The organism is Psychrobacter sp. (assembly GCF_049295055.1).
Taxonomy (GTDB): Bacteria; Pseudomonadota; Gammaproteobacteria; order Pseudomonadales; family Moraxellaceae; genus Psychrobacter.
Genome location: NZ_JBAQQF010000062.1, coordinates 1 through 16,106 on the forward strand (window position 1 = coordinate 1; position 16,106 = coordinate 16,106).

The 16,106-nt window shown below is 41.7% G+C and carries 11 protein-coding genes; 4 read left to right on the forward strand and 7 right to left on the reverse strand.

The genetic code is table 11. The features are described 5' to 3' along the window. Window positions 1-248: 248 nt before the first annotated feature. The 3 genes from WAZ74_RS09290 to WAZ74_RS09300 all read right to left on the reverse strand — a co-directional run bounded on the left by WAZ74_RS09290 (window position 249) and on the right by WAZ74_RS09300 (window position 3,951). Complete coding sequence (locus WAZ74_RS09290; protein ID WP_422308020.1) at window positions 249-1,652, reverse strand: OmpP1/FadL family transporter; 1,404 nt, start codon at window positions 1,650-1,652, stop codon at window positions 249-251. Window positions 1,653-2,013: 361 nt separating this feature from the next. Further along, on the reverse strand, window positions 2,014-3,405 hold the full coding sequence (locus WAZ74_RS09295; protein ID WP_422308021.1) for an outer membrane protein transport protein: 1,392 nt from the start codon (window positions 3,403-3,405) through the stop codon (window positions 2,014-2,016). Window positions 3,406-3,627: 222 nt separating this feature from the next. Then, a complete protein-coding gene (locus WAZ74_RS09300) occupies window positions 3,628-3,951 on the reverse strand; it encodes a SlyX family protein (protein ID WP_422308022.1) in 324 nt (107 codons plus the stop codon). Between the two features lie 147 nt (window positions 3,952-4,098). Here WAZ74_RS09300 and WAZ74_RS09305 point away from each other — a divergent pair, with 147 nt between their 5' ends. From WAZ74_RS09305 to WAZ74_RS09320, 4 genes are all read left to right on the forward strand, one after another. After that, window positions 4,099-6,042, forward strand: coding sequence for an ATP-binding cassette domain-containing protein (locus WAZ74_RS09305; protein WP_422308023.1), 1,944 nt, complete (start codon window positions 4,099-4,101; stop codon window positions 6,040-6,042). Between the two features lie 538 nt (window positions 6,043-6,580). Continuing rightward, window positions 6,581-7,165, forward strand: coding sequence for a ubiquinol-cytochrome c reductase iron-sulfur subunit (gene petA, locus WAZ74_RS09310; protein WP_422308024.1), 585 nt, complete (start codon window positions 6,581-6,583; stop codon window positions 7,163-7,165). 7 nt (window positions 7,166-7,172) lie between these two features. Then, on the forward strand, window positions 7,173-8,393 hold the full coding sequence (locus tag WAZ74_RS09315; protein ID WP_422308058.1) for a cytochrome b: 1,221 nt from the start codon (window positions 7,173-7,175) through the stop codon (window positions 8,391-8,393). Further along, window positions 8,393-9,106: a cytochrome c1 gene (locus WAZ74_RS09320; protein WP_422308025.1), complete on the forward strand. Its 714-nt coding sequence runs from the start codon at window positions 8,393-8,395 to the stop codon at window positions 9,104-9,106. The genes WAZ74_RS09315 and WAZ74_RS09320 overlap by 1 nt, the downstream gene beginning before the upstream one ends. A 901-nt stretch (window positions 9,107-10,007) precedes the next feature. On the opposite strand, the gene WAZ74_RS09325 is transcribed toward WAZ74_RS09320, so the two are convergent. The 4 genes from WAZ74_RS09325 to WAZ74_RS09340 all read right to left on the reverse strand — a co-directional run bounded on the left by WAZ74_RS09325 (window position 10,008) and on the right by WAZ74_RS09340 (window position 16,012). Next, the gene (locus WAZ74_RS09325; protein WP_422308026.1) at window positions 10,008-11,546 is read right to left on the reverse strand and encodes a restriction endonuclease subunit S; all 1,539 of its coding nucleotides are present in this window, start codon (window positions 11,544-11,546) and stop codon (window positions 10,008-10,010) included. A 2-nt stretch (window positions 11,547-11,548) separates the two neighbouring features. Then, on the reverse strand, window positions 11,549-13,195 hold the full coding sequence (locus WAZ74_RS09330) for a type I restriction-modification system subunit M (RefSeq protein WP_422308027.1): 1,647 nt from the start codon (window positions 13,193-13,195) through the stop codon (window positions 11,549-11,551). Window positions 13,196-13,246: 51 nt separating this feature from the next. Beyond that, window positions 13,247-15,643 carry an EcoAI/FtnUII family type I restriction enzme subunit R gene (gene hsdR, locus WAZ74_RS09335; protein ID WP_422308028.1) on the reverse strand — a complete coding sequence of 799 codons (2,397 nt, stop codon included), beginning with the start codon at window positions 15,641-15,643 and terminating at the stop codon, window positions 13,247-13,249. A 69-nt stretch (window positions 15,644-15,712) separates the two neighbouring features. Next, complete coding sequence (locus WAZ74_RS09340) at window positions 15,713-16,012, reverse strand: helix-turn-helix domain-containing protein (protein WP_422308029.1); 300 nt, start codon at window positions 16,010-16,012, stop codon at window positions 15,713-15,715. Window positions 16,013-16,106: the final 94 nt, after the last annotated feature.

A 16,106-nucleotide genomic window follows, 5' to 3' on the forward strand; every position in this document is an offset into this window, starting at 1 on the left:
CATGTCTTTATTTTTAACACTTTTGATCACTTGCGCTCGAAAGTCTGCTGAATAGGTCATATATTCTTATACCATTTCACTTGTTTTAAAACGATTGTATCTTATTTATAAAAGACTGACTATACATGAATATAAGTAATGAATGAATAAACAAACAATAAAAAAGCGACCCATTATGGGCCGCTTTTTTATTTATATTTTATCTATGTATAATATTAAACCAACTTGCAAAAAACTTAATTAAGTTTTTATTTTCCTTGATAAGATAATTTCATCCCAAGGATAAAACCATCATTGTCTTGGAAATCACCAACCAGTTTCTTAGTTGGTAATTGACCTTTAGCATCACCGAACCACAAGTATTTGCCACCGGCTGATACTGCCCATTCAGGAGTAACGTTGTATTTAGCACCTAGACCAACGCTATAATAGCCATCGATAGGACCTAATGACGTCGTTGGATCACCAGCACCGCTATCCCAACCAACCGTACCACTGACGGCTAAAGCTGGCGCTAAGCGTTTAGCAAGACCAAGCTCTACTTGCCATTGGTCATCTTCGTACTCTACTAAATCTAAGCCTTTAGGACCATAATTACCTTTACTCACTTCATTATATAATGGTGGAGTAATTACGAAATCGCTCCAAGGCACCCAACGTACTTTAGCCGTTGCTAGCGTAGTAGGATTTACGCCAGTTTGGAAATCAAAGTTAACTGATTGTGGGGTAGTTAATTCCATATTGTTAACTTGAACCGGATTAATACCTAATGCTCCAGCTATTGGATAAGTTTCAGAAATTTTCATTTTATGATCAATTTCAGAACGATAAGTCAAAGCTGCTTTTAAAGCAATTTCAGGTTTGCTATATGATGCACCTGCTATATATCCGTAGTCTTGGTCTGGGCTAATATGCGAGGTATAACCAGTCGCTGGACCATAAGCTAAACCGCGTAATTTTACATCCGCTTGAACACGCTGTGCGACTGGACCACCATAGACCTGAAATTCTTTATTAGCACCAAACTTGGCGCCTAAAATAGCAGTGATACTTTCGCTACGAACTTCAACGTTGGTACCTTCACCCGCATTACCTGCTTCAGCTTGTGCTATTGCACCTATAGTGCTAAGGGCTCTAACTTGTGCCAAAGCTGCAGCTCTTTGTTGTGCAGTCTTAGTTGTGTCCTGTGCAATAGCAGTTGCTGCAGCGATCGCAGGCCCAATGGTTGCTCCATTTACTTGTCCACCACTTAGCTCTGTGATAGAAGCATTAAGGTCTCCTTTTGATACAAAGTTGTTATCACCACTATAGGCAGCCGCAGCACCGAACGGCTCATCATATAAAACACCAACACTAAACGTATCATTGATATCTGCTTTTACACCATAACGGAAGAAATCATAAGACTCAGCGATATCTCCAGTTGCATTACCTTTAACATAACTATTACTATTAGGAACGTTGTTAGCGCTATCATAACCGCTAACATCAGCATCAATGTAGGTATATACAGCTTCGGCGTATGTGCCATCTTGTAAGAATGCCGTGATATCTTGACCTGAGCGATCAAGACCTGCAGCATTAGTCATACTAGCTACAGAAAGAGTAGCTATCGCTACAGCAAGAGTTTTTAAATGAAAAGTAGCGCGCATTGAGTATCTCCAAACATCCTCGTTGTTTAACCGCCCACATAACTAACATTCAGTATTGTTACTTAAAATATAAGATTATGTAAACGACGTCCTAAATGAATAGTAATCATTTTTTGAAACTAAAACAACACTTAAAACACTTTATTTCTCAAGAGTGACTCTTCAGTACAGTTATTAAAGCATAAAACTAACAAACAACGGTCTATCAAATATGATTTAAATACCTTATTAAATTAAACCTTGACAAACTTAAATCTAATAATCGATAGTCCTGTATGTTTAACACATAAAAAAAACGACCCATTAAGGATCGTTTTTGAAATTATTAAGATCGTCTAATCTAAATTGAAGCCATAATTTCTTAATTGAAATTTTGCTTCGCTTGGTAAGATAGCTTTACACCAAGCGCAAAGCCATCATTGTCTTCAAAGTTACTAACAATATTCTTCGTTGGTATTTGACCTTTCGCATCACCAAACCATAGATATTTACCACCAGCGGAAATAGCCCAGTTGTCAGTCAAATTATACTTTGCGCCAAGACCAGCACTATAATAACCTTCGATAGGACCTAAAGAAGTCACCGGATTGCCAGCACCACTATCCCAACCAACTGTTCCTGTTACCGCTAATAATGGCGTTAGACGTTTTGCTAGGCCTAATTCTACTAACCATTGATCTTCATCGTAGCTAACTAAAGACAAACCTTCAGGATACTGCGATTTGCTGACGCCTGTATAAACAGGAGGTACGATTGCAAAATCACTCCAAGGTACCCAGCGTACTTTTGCTGTAGCTAACATAGTTGGGTTAATACCCGTTTGAAAATCAAAGTTTACAGATTTTGGAGTAGTGATATCTATTTCACCACTTTTTTCGATACTGGCGGCAGGATAGCGTTCAAATATTGGTAAAGTATGTTCAATTTCTGAACGATATGTCAGTGCAGCCTGTAGAGCAATTTCAGGCTTACTATAAGATACACCCGCCAACCAGCCATAGTCTTGATCTGAACTGATGTGTGCTGTATAGCCAGTAGCAGCGCTATAAGCTAGTCCACGCAGTTTCACATCCGCCTGCACTTGTTGAGCAACTGGACCACCGTAAACTTGGAAGTTTTTATTTTCACCAAATTTCATCCCAAGAATTGCAGTAATATTCTCAGTACGAACCTCAACGTTGGTACCTTCACCTTTAGTATTAAACTCTGCTTGTGCACTAGCTACAGCTGGACCAAGTCCTTTTAACTGTGCTTGCTCTGTAGCGCTTAAGTCAATATTATTTTTAATTTTATACTGAATTTCCCCTACTGTTTTAGCCGCAGATGCAAAATCTTTAATCTTACCACCCGATATAGCATTGATAGTAGCATCTCGATCCCCTTGAGCAACAAAGTTGTTGTCGCCACTATAGTCAGCAGCAGCACCAAAAGGCTCATCATATAAAACACCAACACTAAAAGTATCGTTGATATCTGCTTTTACGCCATAACGAAAGAAGTCATAAGACTCAGCGATATCGTCAATTTTATTGCCCTGAACATAGGCATTTTTATCGTCTCCAACATATGCATTATCATACCCAGCGACATCTGCATCTAGATAAGTATAAACCGCTTCAGCATATACACCATCTTGCAAAAATGCGCTGATATCCTGACCTGAACGGTCAAGACCAGCAGCACTTGCGACGCTAGCGATAGAAAGAGCAGCAATAGCTACCGTGAGGGTTTTAAGATTAAAATTTGCGCCCATTGTGTATCTCCAAACATCCACGTTGTTTACCGCTATACCGAACTTTGTTAGGTAGGCGATACTTAAGGTGAAGGATACTAATGTTTTTAGTACACTAAAACAACATTATTTCTCTAATATGACTGGATAGTCACTGCAGAGTATATTTATTCGAAAATACACATATAAATTCAATAAAAGTAGTGCAGCTTATTTGCTGCTTATAGATAGCAAATAATATGGTTAATAATGCGGTGGTCTGTCTGCCATGACGTCAAATGGTGCCACGCCGCCTTCCCCATCTTGGCTTTCAACTTGCTTATAAATGAACTGTAGTTGCCGCTGTAGCGTTTGGATATGCTTATCTTGACGGGTAATGACCTCGTCAAGCCTTTCTACGGTTAACTCAAGATGAGACATATTCATCTGTAGTTCAACCACTTGCGATTGTAGATCAGCTTGTATGGCTAAGTTGCCGGTTTGAAGATTAGATGGTTTCATATTATGTGGATTTGCTTCATTCATATTTTTCTCAATACTAGATGCGATGGCTGAGGTGATGCTCATGTGCCATACGTTGTTTGATATAATAACCGACATAAAATCGTGCTGATAAATCCATTTACGCACACTACAGTTAGGTGGCAGCATGTTATACTGCTGCAAATTTTGCAACAACCCCTACCTCACTATTATATAAGCTTAAGATACTCTATGGCACTGATACATTTAAAAGATATCCACCTTGCTTTTGGCGTCGCTCCTATCCTTGATGGCATTGACTTTGCTATCGATGCAGGCGAGCGCGTTTGTTTGATTGGTCGCAATGGCGAAGGCAAATCCACCTTATTTAAACTGATTAATGGCACCTTGTTGCCTGATAGCGGCGAAGTGATCATTAATAATAGCGTGCGCGTCGCCATGCTTGAGCAGGATGTACCCGAGACTAGCGGTAAAATTTTAGATATCGTTATGGGTGGTAGCAAACACACTGCCGAGCTGCTTATCAACTATAATGCGCAAACTGATTTATGTGCCAATGGTGATATGGATGCGTGCGAACGTATGGCAGACTTGCAGCATGATATCGATGCGGTGCATGGTTGGGATTTAGAGCGAGAAGCAACGCGCCTGATTACGACGATGGGTCTCGATCCAGAAGATGACTTATCATCGCTGTCTGGTGGTCGGAAGCGCCGTGTTTTATTGGCACGCTCTTTAGTGACCAAACCTGATGTACTGCTCCTTGATGAACCAACCAACCATTTAGACGTTGATAGTATTGAGTGGCTCGAGCGTTTCTTACTCGATTGGCAAGGTCTGACATTGCTATTCGTCACCCATGATAGAGCGTTCGTTAATAAGCTATCAACCCGTATTATTGAGCTTGATCGTGGTCAATTGACCAGCTATGACGTCACGCAAGGCGAAGGTGGCTATGCACGCTATCAAGAGCTAAAAGAGCTACAACTATTAGCCGAAGAAAAGAACAATGCCAACTTTGATAAAAAACTGGCACAAGAAGAAGTGTGGATTCGCCAAGGTATTAAAGCCCGTCGCACCCGTAACGAAGGTCGCGTTCGTGACCTAAAAGCGTTACGTGAAGAGCGTGGCGACCGCCGTGAACAAGTCGGTAATGTCAATATTACGATGGGGCAAGGCGAAAAAAGTGGCAAGCTGGTCTGTAAAGTTAAGAATCTACATCTACAGTATGATGACCATGTATTAGTCGATAACTTTAGTACGACTATCATGCGCGGTGATAAAATCGGTATCGTCGGTCCTAATGGTGCAGGTAAAACCACACTTATTAAAGCCCTACTCGATATGTCAGATGATGATGTGATCAAAACCGGCAGCGTTGAATTGGGTACTAACCTAAAAATCGCTTTCTTTGATCAGTTACGTGATCAGCTAGATCTTGAAGCCAGTGTGGCGCATAACGTTTCAGAAGGCTCAGACTTCGTCGAAGTCGGTGGTCGTAAGACGCATATTATGAGCTATCTGCAAGACTTCTTATTTGCACCGGAACGCGCACGTACGCCAGTCAAGGCATTATCAGGTGGTGAGCGTAACCGTGTATTACTGGCCAAGCAACTACTAAAGCCTGCCAATATTCTCGTACTCGATGAGCCAACCAATGACTTGGATATGGCAACACTTGAGCTACTAGAAGAATCAGTCGCAAGCTTTGGCGGTACGATTTTGCTCATTAGCCACGACCGCTCATTTATGGACAACGTCGTCACTTCAACCTGGGTGTTTGATACGGATGAAGATGGCAAAGGCACGGTCAGTGAGTATGTCGGCGGCTATCAAGAATATCTAGTACAAAAAAACCGTGAAGAAGCTTCTAAGGCAGCTAAATCGGCTAGTAATACTACTGCTAACAGCAAATCTGCTAATAAATCAGCGGCAGTAACAAAGCCTAACAATGCAGCTAAAAAGCTTAACTTTAATGACCAGCGTGAGCTTGATGCATTGCCACAAGAGATTGCTACTTTAGAATCTGAACAAACTCAGCTAGAAGAGAAGCTGGCTGATGGCACTTGGTTTAATCAAGACTTTGACGCAGCAACGGCTGCCAGTGAGCGTTTACTTGCTATCGAAGATGAAATGATGAATAAGCTTGAGCGCTGGAATACACTTGAAGGTTAATATTATTAAATTAGTATAAATAGTTGAAACACTACCTTTAATAGAGATTCAATTTTAGAATGTAGTATTAAACTTAAACAGTACTTATTTTAAAAAAACTATTAAAGGTAGCGCTATTTATTACTAATCGACTATTTAGAGCGGTAATAAATAGCTTACGACTACTTACAGAGTCGTGATGTGCTGAAAGTTAGTGAACATTGTCTTAATTTCAAGTATCATTCCCTATTGCTGAATATCCTTAATAATCATAAGGTCATTATTCGTAACATTCTTATTGATACCTTGTTGGTACAAAGCTTATGTTAAACATTGATAATCAAGGCATTTTATAGTGATTATTCTGTTTAACGCTCTAGTGTGCCCTATCAAGGTTGCTTTATTTTTAACACAATAATTTATTTTATGACCAAAATAGCTTAGAATAGCAACAATTAGCAAAATTAGGCACAGCTAACGTGGCTTGATAATTGTTTCTATTCTAAGCCACAAACCCAGTGTGGGATAATCCCATTTCATTCACCTGGAGGAAGTATTAATGAGCCATGCCGAAGGCGTTAACGTACAACGTCGTAGAGTTCTTATTGCCTCGACTGCCGTAATTGGTGCAGCTGGGGTAGCTGCTGTGGCAACACCTTTTGTCCGCTCTTGGACCCCAAGCGCTAAAGCTGAGGCTGCCGGTGCTGCAGTGACCCAAGATATTGGTTCTATCGAAGCAGGACAAATGGTTGTCATCAAATATCGTGGCAAACCTATCTTTGTGGTCAAACGCACTGAAGAAATGCTGACCACATTGGAGTCAGTAAAACCATTATTATCTGATCCTGATTCTGATGCATCTTTGCAACCTGAATACTGTAAAAACCCAGGACGCTCTATTTCACCAGATATATTAGTGGTAGAAGGCGTTTGTACCCATTTAGGCTGTGCACCGAACTACCGTCCTGATGTTGGCGCAGCTGACTTGGGTGGTAATGATTGGTACGGTGGATTTTTCTGCCCTTGTCATGGTTCTAAATATGATTTAGCGGGTCGCGTTTATAGTGGTGTACCTGCACCGCTTAACTTACCTGTCCCAGATTACAACATGGATGGTACCATCTTGACGATTGGGGAGGCTTAATATGAGCATGGGTAAAAAGTTAATGCATTGGGTGGACGCGCGCTTTCCAGCGACCGAAACCTATGAATATCATATGTCAAAGTACTATGCACCAAAGAACTTTAACTTTTGGTACTTCTTTGGCGTGTTATCAATGGTGGTACTGGTCAACCAATTAGTCACTGGTATTTGGCTAACGATGATGTACAACCCAAGTGCTGAAGGGGCATTTGCGTCTGTTGAATACATCATGCGTGATGTCAAAGGTGGCTGGCTCATCCGTTATATGCACTCTACCGGCGCATCAGCATTTTTCGTCGTTGTCTATTTGCATATGTTTAGAGCCTTGCTATATGGTTCATACCAAAAACCACGTGAGCTGATTTGGCTCATCGGTATGGGTATTTACTTGGCATTGATGGCAGAAGGCTTCTTCGGTTATCTACTCCCTTGGGGCAACATGTCATTTTGGGGTGCACAGGTTATCTTGAATCTACCTGCTGCTCTACCTGTCATTGGTGACGGTCTTGCTGAATGGGTACGTGGTGATTACATTATTTCAGGTATCACCTTAAACCGCTTCTTTGCGCTACATGTGGTTGCTATTCCACTAGTGCTTGTTGGTTTAGTCTTTATGCACTTAGTAGCACTACATCATGTTGGTTCGAATAACCCTGATGGTATTGATATTAAGAAGCTAAAAGATAAAAATGGCGTACCATTAGATGGTATCGAATTCCATCCTTACTATACCGTGCATGACATGGTTGGTATTGTTGTCTTCTTTATCCTATTCTTCTCAGTGGTATTCTTCTTCCCAGAAGGCGGCGGCTTCTTCCTTGAGCCACCAAACTTTGAGACAGCAAACTCATTGAAAACACCAGCGCATATTGCACCAGTATGGTATTACACACCTTTCTATGCCATCTTACGTGCGGTTCCAGATAAACTGGGTGGTGTGATTGCAATGGGTGCTGCGATTGCCGTACTGTTCTTGATACCATGGCTTGATAGATCGCCTGTACGCTCAATGCGTTATAAAGGTATTTTATCTAAGATCGCTTTAACCATATTTGCGATTAGCTTCTTAGTATTAGGTTACTTAGGTGCGACGCCAACCTCGCCAACAGCAGTAATCATGGCTCGTGTATTTACTGTTTTGTATTTCTTGTTTTTCTTACTGATGCCAATTTACACCTCTATTGAGAAGTGTAAACAGCCACCAGAACGCGTTACCGGAGGTCACTAATGAACACGCTAAAAAAATTCCTAGCAGGTTTAGGCTTAGGCGCGGCATTAACCTTGACTGCTGGTACGGCACTAGCAGCAGGTAGTGGATGCGGTACGTTTACCAATGCTGATGGTGTTGAAGAACACTTAGCTTGTAGCACAGCGCCTATTGATTTTACCAATAAGGGTTCGCTACAAAACGGTGCAAAGACTTTTATGAACTACTGTGCGGGTTGTCACTCAGCACAGTACGTTCGTCATTCGCGCATTGCTAAAGATTTAGAGATACCACCTGAGCTGGTCGAAAAGTATCTGATGGTCACTACTGATCAAATCGGTGACCATATTAATGCTGAGATTGACCCTGAAGTGCAAGCATCATGGTTTGGTGCAGCACCGCCAGATCTATCGCTTGAGACCAGACTGCGCGGTGATGACTGGGTTTATACTTATCTATTATCGTTCTATGAAGATCCAAGTCGTCCTTGGGGCGCTAATAATTTAGTGCTTGCAAACGCTGCGATGCCTCACGTTTTGCATAACATGCAAGAAGAGCTGAGTGCAGAAGAATTTGAATCTGAAGTCGGTGATTTGGTTAACTTTATGGCGTGGATGGCCGAGCCTGTTCGTCATGACCGCCAAGTAATCGGTTTCTTCGTGATTTTATTCTTACTTGTTTTACTGGTTCCAGTTTACTTGCTCAATAAAGAATTTTGGAAAGACGTAAAATAAGTAGACTACAAGACCAGCATAATAATAGGCACTACTTCGGTAGTGCTTTTTTATTGTCTTAAGTATTTGATTTTATTATCAATAGTAATTTCTCATTAACTTTTGGTAGCCGTTTTGGTAGCCATCAGCTTTAGTTTTTGGCTATTGGTAGCCGTTAATTACTTTATTACATGGTTTATTTCTATAACAAACAATCGCTATTTATCTTGGCTGATTGCGGGCTGTTTTTATAATCATCATCATAGTGAGTATGTCGTAAATTATCTGATACTCACGTACTCAACTTAGCAGCGTATGGTTCGCTCAACTTCGCTCACCATATCGCTAAAATTAAGCGTTTATCGCGCGTTTTTTTGCGCGTGTTTCCTGTAAAGCCCCGTAATACCTACGTTATGGTCTATTTTTTTTCGCTCAATAAGGCTCAAAGGGCGCGCGAGAACGAGCGGAATATGAACACCCATACAACTCTAACCTGCACAATATGTGCGCTTTTGCGCGTAAAAACACCCGTTTTCGCGCGCACAAAAGCGCACATTTCGCGCAATTCTGACTGTGATTGATTGCGTATTTAATGCGTTATCGTGCATCGGTCGCAGCTGGTGTGTGTAAAGGTGTCAATATTACTGTTGTTTTGCGCGATTGACATGCCGTTTCCAGTCGCGCAAAACCGTTCAAATATCGTGCATTTACTCAGATAGTGCCGATTTTGGTTAAGCGTTTACTGCGCAAATAACGCGCATTGTGATTATTAAAATATAGCCAAGTCATAATTACGTCAGCTGCACGTGCTGGATTTCATCGGGGCGGTCAGTTTGGCAGTGCTAAAACTATCAGGCACAAAAAAGGCAGACGCTTAACGCCTGCCTTAATTGAAACTATAAAAATACTTAGGCTATGATCTTTAAATATTTTTCAAGGTTTGGATCTCAGGTAAGGCTTGTTCCAGTAGATCAACAATACGCTGTTGCTCAGCTAGTGGTGGTAAAGGCAAAACCGTATTCTTTGCTGTACTGGTTGCTAACTCTTTTTGTTTAGTAGAACCACTACAAATATCTTCAATGTTCTGCTGAATGATCGGACTTGATATGAAGAGCTCTACATATTCAGGTAGTACATACTGCTTTAATAAACGAATCACCGTTACATGACTATCAGCAACTGCTATATCATACTTATTTCTTTCTTCTCTATACTTTGCAACTCTGCCAACGGTTCCTAAACCAGTTGAGTTCCACAGTAAATCCCCATCTTGCAAAAACCTCTCTGGCTGATACTTTTCTTTAGTCTCAGGATCTATGAATTTAGCAAGTTCAAGTGAAAAACCAGTCCACTGTACGCACTTTTGCGATATGACAGGGATCTCTTCTATAGAAGAATATTTAGGTGATCGCCCTCTCTGAATGTATATTGATAACTGGTCTAATCTTACCCACTCCCAATTATCAGGAATATCAAAGGGTTTTTCTTCTTCAATGATGGGCGGTAAGGTCTTTTGGCGCTTAAGCTCGCCAGCCTGAATCAGCCGCTGCTTCTCGCTTTCTATCTCTGCTAACAAGTCAATGGCATTGCCATCTTTGGTAGCGTCTTGCTGGGTCAGTTTACCTTCTATCGCCGCTTGCAGTAGTGAGGCTTGCATCTGCCTAGGAAAGGCGGTTTGCAACGCGTATAAGGCGTTCTCGTCTGTTTGAAGGTCGTCTATTTGTAGAAAAACTTCTTTGATTTTATCAGCAATACGTTGTTGTTCAGCTAACGGTGGTAGAGGAAACAAATATTCTTTAACAAAATCAGTGCCTATACGCTGTTGCCCTGCCGTGCCTGTAAACGTTGCCACGCCATTATTGATAAAGTCAGGGCTCTTAACAAAATATAATAGATAATCTAAATCAACATGAGATCCAAAATTTCTTAAGACGTGAATCTCTGTTGTTCCTGCTCCTATTTCATTAGGTATATCAGGAATGATTGCTGACTTAAGGTTCTGAAAACAAGGTGTTATCTTTGCAAGCACAACATCATTTTTTGAAAAATGGGTGTAGCCTTTCTTTATTTTTCCCCACTCTCTAACTTCAAACGTTACAGCATTATTATATCCATCTTGAATAAAAGTCATGGGAATAAAAGCCGCTTCTAAACTATCCTCAGCTTTGTTTCTTGGATTCACTAAGACTATTTCACCCAGCCTGACCCATACCCAATTATCAGGAATATCAAACGGCTTTTCTTCTTCAGTAATATCAGGTAGTGACTTTTGGCGCTTGATCTCGCCAGCTTTGACCAGACGCTGCTTTTCGGTCTCTATTTGCGCCAGTAGCTCACGGGCATTACCATCTTTGGTAGCGTCTTGCTGGGTCAATTTGCCTTGTATCGCGGCTTGTAGCACCGCTTTACGCATCTTGTCTGCTAAGGCGTGGGTGTTGGTGTTCTTTTTGGGTCGTGCCATGATTAGCCGTCCTGCTGTGTTGATTGCTGAGCGTCTGTAATACCCTCTGTAACCGTATCGGCTTGTGAGGACGATGTGAGATCCGCCTTTTGTAAATCTAACCCAATGAGGCTTGCGATATTAAGCAGTTGCTTGTCAATGCGGCGGTTTAGCTCTTCACGCTTTTCATGAAACTGGCGGATGGTATCTTCTGGGCTTAATACCTCTTCCTCTACACTGGGATAGCCGCACAAATCAAGGTTATAGCTGACCTTGGTTTCTTTGACGATGGTCTCGTTCCCTTTTTTATCAGTGACTGTCTTTAGGTCAATGACTTCAGATTTTATTTCATCAGGCGTAAAGGCTTGGGCTTTGTAGGTATCGGTATCAGTGTCTTTGATCTCTTTGCGGTCATGCCACCACGCTACAGCGTCATCGAAATGCTCAAGCTTCATAGGACGAGTTTTGCTAAAGTTCTTTTGATTCTCTGGCATATCTAGGCGGTAGAACCAGACCTTTTCGGTCTTTTTGCTGTTATCAAAAAATAAGATATTGGTGGTGATGCTGGTATAAGGGGCAAACACGCTATTTGGTAAGCGTACGATAGTATGTAAGTTAAACTCTTCGATCAGCTTGGCTTTGATAGCCGTTTTTGCGCCGTCAGTGCCAAATAAAAAACCATCAGGGATAATCATCGCCGCACGCCCGCCACCTAACGCAATGGGCTTTAGGCGATACATCGCCACTGACATAAACAAGTCGGCAGTTTCTGAGCTTTGCAGATCCGATGGAAAGTTGTTTTTAATCATATTGCCTTCTGTTCCCCCATACGGCGGGTTCATAATGACAATATCGAACAAGTCTTCATTACTATATTCGCGGACATTAAGCTGCAAAGCATTGTCATGATGAATCTGTGGGCGGTCAATGTCATGCAATAGCATATTGGTGACAGCTAACAGATATGGCAGGGGCTTTTTTTCAATACCATAAATACTGTCTTTATAATTTTGATTGTCTTCAGGTGTGTTTATCTTAGGCTCTAAATGCTTTAGCACTGAGGTCAAAAATCCGCCCGTACCGCAAGCAAAGTCGGCGGCGGTCTCCCCCAGTTTTGGATCTAGCATCTGAACGGTAAAGTCTGTCACCGCTCTAGGGGTATAGAACTCGCCAGCATTACCCGCGCTTTGTAAGCTCTTTAAGATGGTCTCGTAAATCTCACCAAAGGCATGACGGTCTTTGTAAGTATCAAACTCTATACCGTTAAGCTCATTGATGACTTGGCGCAGCAGTACGCCATCTTTCATGAAGTTATTGGCATCTTCAAACACTTTTTTGACCACAACCTTACTCATAGGCGTGTCAGGAGTAATGACAATACCTTGTAGCGCTGGGAACAGCTCATTATTGACAAAGTTTAGTAGCTCATCGCCCGTTTTAACATTGCCGTCTTTATGATCGGTTGCCCAATTTTGCCAGCGGTATTCGTTTGGAATGACTGACTGATAGTTACCGCTGGTGTCGTTAAACTCCCATTCCCCTTCTTTTACGTCATAAACTTTTAAAAATAAAAGCCATGTCATCTGCTCAATACGCTGGGCGTCACCATTAATACCGCTGTCACCGCGCATAATATTTTGAATATTTTTTACAAAACTGCCTAAACTCATGGGTATTCCTAATCTATGATTTTTAGTCTTTCATATTATTATCAAACAGCACTACGCCGCGTCTAACATGTAAATCTCTTCTTGAAGCGCTCTAACCGCCTCAAGATAGGCTTGCTTACCGCCAAATAGTTTGGCGATGTTCATAGGGCTATCAATCTGCTTGAATGGGTCAATGGAAAGCAAGGTCGTGTCCTGTAGCGACAATACGCCCTCATCCATGTATTTGTGCAATAGCGCGTCTAAGACTTGCTGGCAAGTGTCATCGTATTGATATAAATAGCCGCGCTTTTTGACATTTTTGACACGTTCAGCGCGAGTTAATGGCGGCTTATCATAGGCGATGTGTAATATCAGGTCAAACGGGTCTAAGTCTTTATTCCCTGCTACTTCTTCTAGCACTTCGAGCAATACGCCGTGTTCTGCTAACTGGTCGATAATGGCTTGTTTTTTATCCGCTGACCGCCACGCGCTTAAGAAGTTATCAAGCGTGGCATATTCAGATAGGATATTCTTTTTACTGTAGTCGATGAGGCTTTCTGTAACCAGCTTGCCATTTTCGTCATAGAACTTAACGTGTTCGGATGCGATCTGCACATCCACGCCATTAACCCGTATTTTTTTGACTTTCTCACCGCCACCAGTAGGCGGTACAAAGGGTTTACCGCCGCCTGTAGCGCTATCGTCCGTAGGTGTGGTGTCCTCGCCGTTTTCCCAGTCTTCTTGATCGTCTTTGGTGTCCTCGCTGACTTCTTCGGCGTCCTCTATATCGCCGCCTTCTGGCACTTCCATAATCTGAACGGGTGCGCCATCGAAGTCTTTATCAGCAAACAGCTTAGTCACACCGCGAAAATCCATAATTGTAAAATACAGCTTGCCAGCATCTTCTTTGAGCCGTGTACCGCGCCCAATGATCTGTTTGAACTCTGTCATTGAGCCTATATTACTATCTAACACGATAAGCTTACAGGTCTTACAATCAACGCCTGTGGTCATAAGCTTTGAAGTGGTGACAATGGTGGGATAGGTCTCTTTTACGTCAATGAAGTTATCAAGCTGCTTTTTACCTACCGGATTGTCACCTGTGATACGCATCACATACTTGGGATTATCTCTGACCATGTCCGTATTTTCATTAACTAGCGCTTGTCGCATACGCTCAGCGTGGTCAATATCGACACAAAATACAATGGTTTTGGCAAATCGGTCATTACTCTTTAGCCATTCGGTAATACGCTTAGCTACGGTCTGAGTACGCTCATCTATGATTAGCTTACGGTCATAGTCTTTTAGATTGTATTCTCGATCTTCAACAATATTTTCTTCTATATCTGTCTTGCCTTTTTCAGGTCGCCAGCCTTTATCATCTTTATCAAGATGGACGCGGATTACTTTAAACGGTGCTAAAAAACCATCTTGAATACCTTGTTTTAAGCTATAGGTATAAACTGGCTCCCCAAAATAGTGAATATTACTAACTTCCTTACTCTCTTTTGGTGTGGCGGTTAAACCAATTTGTGTGGCGCTACTAAAATAATCCAGTACGCGCCGCCATAAGGATTCTTCCCTTGCGCTACCGCGATGACACTCATCAACAATAATTAAGTCAAAAAAATCTGGCTGAAACTGTCTGAACGGTTCTTCTTCGGTTTCTCCTGCCATCTGCTGATACAAGCTCATATAAATCTCATAAGCGCTGTCAAGCTCGCGTCCTTGCACCTTAGTGATAACTTTTTCAAAGGGCTTAAAATCGTTTTGGATGGTTTGATCAATTAAGATATTGCGATCAGCCAAATAAAGCACCTTCTTTTTTAGCCCCAACTGCTTAAGACGCCAGATGATCTGAAAGGCGGTGTACGTCTTACCCGTTCCTGTTGCCATCACCAGTAATATCCGGTTTTGACCACCCGTGACCGCTTCTAAGGTGCGATCAATGGCAATGCGCTGATAGTAGCGCGGCTTCATACGTTTAAAGCTATCAAAATAATACGGCTGGCGGATGACTTCTTGCTGGGTTGGTGTTAGGTCTTTGACCATGCTGTAGCGCTCAAACAAGTCATCATGCGTTGGAAACTCACTCATTTTAAGCTCACGTTCACTGCCTGTAAGCATATCGTGTTCTAAAAACCCTTTGCCATTCGTTGAGTAAGCAAAAGGCACATCTAAGATAGTCGCGTATTCAATGGCTTGCTGCATACCATCACCTACCGATATATAGCCAGCTTTTGCTTCAACAATCGCAAGCGGTGTCTCAAGATTGGTGGTGGTCAGTAGATAGTCACAAAACTTTCTATCTTTGCGTTTAGTAGTATTGCCGCGCACCATTACTTCACCATCAATAAAGTAATATTCAGTAAAGATCTGCTCAACCTGCCAGCCTGCGTTAAATATTGCGGGGTCAATATGTCGCAGTCTTGCGTCTGATTCGGTTTGTCTTTTTTTGTTTAGCATACGTTCAGCCTTCTAAGCCGTAAGTTATGAATTGATATTTATCAGTTTTTATTAGCTGTCAGTCACAGGTTATATTAAAGTGACAATACGATCAGGCATCTTAGCGATAATACTCACCTCACCGCCTAACGCTCTGACATAGTTTTGTAAGGTCGATAGCTGAATATCCTTACCGCTCTCAACCTTTGAGATATTAGCTTGTGATACATTCATCATGGCTGCAAGCTCAGTCTGTTTCAGCCGCTTGATCTTGCGTAGTTTGGCAAGCTTGATGGATTGGCTTAGTAGTTTAGATTTGTCATTAATAACTTGCTGTCTATCGGCTGGCAAGGATGCCATATAACTACCTAGTGGTGTAAAGTCAGTCATGGATCAGATCTCTATTTTTATATCTTCTCATAATACAACAATACAGTTATATTTTGTCGGGTTTTAGTCGTTGGCTGTGATTTCTCACTTATAA